Source organism: Acinetobacter gerneri DSM 14967 = CIP 107464 = MTCC 9824 (assembly GCF_000368565.1).
Classification (GTDB): domain Bacteria; phylum Pseudomonadota; class Gammaproteobacteria; order Pseudomonadales; family Moraxellaceae; genus Acinetobacter; species Acinetobacter gerneri.
In genome coordinates, this window is the sequence record NZ_KB849535.1 from 1 (window position 1) to 1,074 (window position 1,074).

Sequence of the window (1,074 nt, forward strand, 5' to 3'; positions counted from 1 at the left end):
TAACTATGACGGATTGACGCATAACTATGACGGATTGACGCATAACTATGACACTGTTAATATCGTGTCATAGTTAAAATACAGATTAAGAAAAATGAGCCAAATTTTAGTCGTCAAAGCAAATAATATTATTGAGGCAAGTTATCAGCTTTCTTTGAATGAACAACGGTTGATTTTAGCTGCCATAGCCTGCATACCTAAAGGCGAAGAAATAACTGATAACATTGGTTATTGTGTCACTAGAGAAGCATTTATTGAGTTAGGTGTTAATCCAAAAACAGCAAGTAGAGAAATCAGGGAAGCATGTGATCGCCTTTTTAATCGGGTTATCACAATAACAACCGAAGCAGGCACGTTTAAAACTAGATGGATTCAGGACATCATGAAATACAATAGTGATTGGGCTTTGGCTAACCCTGAATTTGTTAAAGAAATAACAGGAAGTGATCCTTATGCAGAGGATTATGTTTTAGCTGCCATAAGATTTAGTAAATCCGTATTACCGTTTATAAGCAACTTATCTTCTAATTTCACACAATATTTTCTTCAAGATATAGCAGGAGTAAGTAGTGGGTATAGCATTCGATTTTATGAATTAATGATGCAATTCAAAAGTACAGGCTATCGAAAAATAAGGCTTGATGACTTACGTAACATGCTAGATTTAAATGATAAATATCCTCTAACAGCAGACCTTAAAAGACGGGTTATTGATACAGCTATTGACGAGCTTAACGAGAAATCACCTATTACAATCAAATATAAACTGTTAAAAACAGGTCGAAAGTTCACACATTTAGAATTAAAATTTAAGTCAAAAGACGATGAAAAAACAAAGACTATTGATTCCAAAAAAGATCCAAAAAGTCCCGACTTTTTTATTAAATTGACCGATCCACAACGTCATTTATTTGCGAATAAAATGTCTGAAATGCCCGAAATGTCTAAGTATTCGCAAGGTACAGAAAGCTATCAGCAATTTGCTGTTCGTATCGCTGAAATGCTTTTACAACCTGAAAAATTTAGAGAACTTTACCCACTTTTAGAAAAAGCAGGGTACAAATAACACTATCG

General features: G+C 33.9%; 1 protein-coding gene. It reads left to right on the plus strand.

From position 1 onward, the window contains the following. Positions 1 to 94 precede the first annotated feature (94 nt). The gene (repM, locus tag F960_RS01725) at positions 95 to 1,066 is read left to right on the plus strand and encodes a replication initiation protein RepM (protein WP_004856330.1); all 972 of its coding nucleotides are present in this window, start codon (positions 95 to 97) and stop codon (positions 1,064 to 1,066) included. Positions 1,067 to 1,074: the final 8 nt, after the last annotated feature.